Annotated in this window: 3 protein-coding genes and 1 pseudogene; all 4 read right to left on the bottom strand. The window is 27.7% G+C overall.

Features of this window, described 5'->3' with window-relative positions; translation table 11 throughout:
• Nucleotides 1–174: 174 nt before the first annotated feature.
• A pseudogene (locus BM384_RS16090) lies at nucleotides 175–837 on the bottom strand (NAD-dependent protein deacylase); the annotation flags it as partial.
• A gap of 28 nt (nucleotides 838–865) precedes the next feature.
• The gene (locus tag BM384_RS16085) at nucleotides 866–2,287 is read right to left on the bottom strand and encodes a hypothetical protein (protein ID WP_090015138.1); all 1,422 of its coding nucleotides are present in this window, start codon (nucleotides 2,285–2,287) and stop codon (nucleotides 866–868) included.
• A gap of 44 nt (nucleotides 2,288–2,331) precedes the next feature.
• Nucleotides 2,332–3,153, bottom strand: a complete 822-nt coding sequence (locus tag BM384_RS16080; protein WP_090015136.1) for a YjcQ family protein — start codon at nucleotides 3,151–3,153, stop codon at nucleotides 2,332–2,334.
• A gap of 136 nt (nucleotides 3,154–3,289) precedes the next feature.
• On the bottom strand, nucleotides 3,290–3,896 hold a 607-nt coding region (locus tag BM384_RS16075), incomplete at its 5' end, for an NAD-dependent protein deacylase (RefSeq protein ID WP_139232159.1).

Below are 3,896 nucleotides of genomic sequence, written 5' to 3'. Positions count from 1 at the left end.
GAGTTAATGTAACTAAAATTTATTAGTTTAATTAACTCCTTTTTGATTTTGGAATAGCGCACTAGAAAAACTTAAAGTTTTTCAGTGCCCTCAAATTAATGAGGCTGATTTGTTATTAAAAAATTTTAATAACAAATCAGCTATTATAATTAAATAACATTATAAAAGTAATTTTTATAAACTACTAATAGCTTTACCTAAAACTTTACCAATAGCCTCATGAATAACAAGATTAGCTTTATTATCAGCAGAAGTTGAACTCTTATTAATCAAGACAAGATTCTTACCTCTAAAATAATCAATAAGTCCAGCAGCAGGATAAACAACTAGAGAAGTTCCCCCTATAATTAAAGTATCAGCCACAGAAATAGCTTTTATAGCACCATTAACCACATCATCATCTAATCCTTCCTCATAAAGAACAACATCTGGTTTAACCTTTCCACCACATTTAGGGCAAGTAGGAATGCCTTTAGATTCTAAAATAAATTTCTCATCATAAAAAGCATGACAGTTCATGCAGTAATTTCTTAAAACAGATCCATGAAGGTCAAAAACATTTTTAGAGCCAGCAGCTTGATGTAAGCCATCAATATTTTGAGTAACTATAGCTTTAAGTTTGCCCATTTCTTCAAGCTTAGCTAAGGCTATATGAGCAGCATTAGGTTTAGCTTCTGGATATATAAGCTTATCTCTATAAAATTCAAAGAATTCTTCTGGATATCTCATAAACATAGTATGAGAAACTAATTGTTCAGGAGTAAGATTTATCTTAAGTTTTTCGTTCCATAAACCACTGGCACTTCTGAAGTCTGGAATATTAGATTCAGTGGAGATAGGAATGTAAACCCGCTAAATCTTTACTCTATTTTAAAAGAGAATAATTCATAATACAAAGTAAATATAAGGTCGATGGAAGTATTCCTTCTTGTAGTGCGATATAGCTTATACTATGAAAAGATTTAAGCAATTCATCTTCATTTTTTGGAGTATCAAAACCTTTATTTTTAAGCATATCTGCTTTTACTAATTTGCATAGTCTAGCGACTTCAAATTGAGGAATTGATTTTGCTTCATTTAAAATTCTATCCTTTGATGTAACATCATCAGATAATGTATTAAACGCAGTTATAAACTTATCAATATCCCTTGGGGTTGATAGTTTTATGTTATATTGTTTATTATTACACTTTAAGGTATTCCACAGTTCTGTAACACTTTTACATTCAAAGATTGATTTATCGTATTTCTTTTCAATAAAATCTTTATCTTCGTTTGATAAATAATAGAAATATACTTTTTTAATTTTAGGATTTTTAAGAATACAGTTGAAGATGTGGTTGTCATTATTGGGAGAAAGGCCAATAATACTTAGTTCATCTTCAATATTTTCAAATAAATCAAAATAATATTCTGTTGCAGGCATAAGATTGGGATTATTAATATATGTAGTAATAAAGTTATAAAAATCTAAATTTGTTTGTTTAAAAGTTTTAAGAGTATTCATAAAATTGGAATTTGATTTTGAATCCAATAGATATTTTTTTGATTCTATTATTAATTTGTGATTATTTTTTGCTGTTACATATTTTTTATTACCACTATAGTTTAATAGAGCAGTACAAAAGCAATGCTCCATACCAGGGGTTATAACTCTAGCATTGTTCATTTCTCGAATAAATCCAAGAACGTTTTTAGGATTTTCGCTATTCATCAATTCGCTAAAGTCGCCATGCAAGTGATATACATTCTTTTTAGTTAATTTTTCAATATTATTATCATAATTTAAGGTAAATATATTATCAAAGTTACACATAAATTTTTTTACGTTTTTATTTATATTATGATATATGTCTTGGACTTTTCCAGAATTAAATATACTATCAAGTATTATGCGTTCAAAGCCTTGTTTAGCTGTATTAGCAATTGATTTTAAATCGTAATTTTGTAGAAAAAATATATGAAGTAGAAAAAACCAATCTTCTAACATTATTTCATGTAATTTATTTATTTTTTGAGGATATCTTTTTTTAAAATCATTCATTGCATCAATAGTTTCTGTATCTGCTTCGTAAATGTTACAATCCCCTTTTATGATATCATTAGCAATATTAGATAAACCATTAAAGATATTAAGCAGTTCATTTCCAGTTATTGTGTGTTGAAATAAATCATCATAGAAACCTAGTTTTGCTTTAAATTTAATTCTTTTCAAGATAAAATCACTTGTATAAGCCTTACCACCAAATTGTATATTGATACCGTTTCCTAAAAGTACAGACTTCATAGTATTCCTCCATTTATTTAATTAATATTTCTAAAGTTAAAATATTAGATATATGATTTGTTTTTTAAGTAATTTATACCAGTTGGGGTTATTTTTATGTCATGAGTAAATGTAGCTAATATTCTTCCGTTACCTCTAGCAAAAGAGACATCGATAATAAGTGATTCATTTTGTAATTTTTCTAATAGAGAAGGAAATGCAGTTGAATCTATATTTAATATTTTTGGATTTATATTTTTTTCCATATCGGAAATGTCTTTTGAGTATTCATTATAGATAGCAAGTAATAGTTTATCTTTATTATTTTCAGGAGTAACTTTCTTCTTTGGGAGTAACGGTTCATTATTCGATAGTAGTGAATCACCCTTTATCCAGCCAGTACGTGGATGAGTAATAAAAGAGTTACGTAAACTTTTTTCTACTTGCTCTTGTAATTCATATTTATTATTCCAAAAGCTTGCCATTCTTCCATGTGTGGCTTTTTGAATAAAATCTTGTAGCTTTTTGAATTTTGCAGAATTATTGTCTGTTTTACTTAACGGAAGATTAATGATATCTTTGTATACAAAAGTAAGTATAGGTATATTTTTTGATAGTGCATAATCATATTCTTTTTCAGTATAACTAATTCCATTATCATCTTCTGAACCATATCTTCCCGCAATAATTAATACATAATAATCGCTCTTATCAATAATAGTTTGTATATATTCAAATTGCTCTGAATCACATGCAGGAAATAGTTCCATACCTGCTGGGAAACAATTAACATTAAGAATAGCTTTCATAACAGATTCACGTTCATCTTCTAAATCATTGAAAGTAGAACTAATAAATATTTGATATCTTTTTTCTATACTTTTCATAAAAAAACATCTCCTTTTATAACAAATTATACAATAAAATGGTATGAAAATAAATAAATAGAATTATTAAAAAGGTAGTGTGAAAAATAGAAAGGCTAATTATGTTTAAAAGCTTATAAACGTAATTAGCCTAATTTTATAAGTTATTAACAACTTCCCTTAAAACTTTTCCAATAGCCTCATGAATAACAAGATTAGCTTTATTATCAGCAGAAGTTGAACTCTTATTAATTAGAACTAGATTTTTACCTCTAAAATAATCAATAAGTCCAGCAGCAGGATAGACAACAAGTGAAGTTCCACCAATAATTAAAGTATCAGCTTGTGATATTGCTCTTATTGCACCATTAATCACATCATTATCTAATCCTTCCTCATAAAGAACAACATCTGGTTTAACCTTTCCGCCACACTTAGGGCAAGTAGGTATTCCTTTAGATTCTAAAATAAACTTTTCATCATAGAAAGCATTACAGCTCATGCAGTAATTTCTAAGAACAGAACCATGAAGTTCAAATACATTTTTAGAACCAGCAGCTTGATGTAAGCCATCAATATTTTGAGTAACTATAGCTTTAAGTTTGCCCATTTCTTCAAGTTTAGCAAGTGCTATATGTGCTGCATTAGGTTTAGCTTCTGGATATATAAGTTTATCTCTATAGAATTCAAAGAACTCTTTTGGATATCTCATAAACATGGTGTGAGAAACTAATTGTTCTGGAGTAAGATTTATCTTAAGTTTT

The organism is Clostridium sp. DSM 8431 (genome assembly GCF_900116755.1).
GTDB lineage: Bacteria > Bacillota > Clostridia > Clostridiales > Clostridiaceae > Clostridium.
This window is presented reverse-complemented; position numbering and strand designations above follow the sequence as displayed.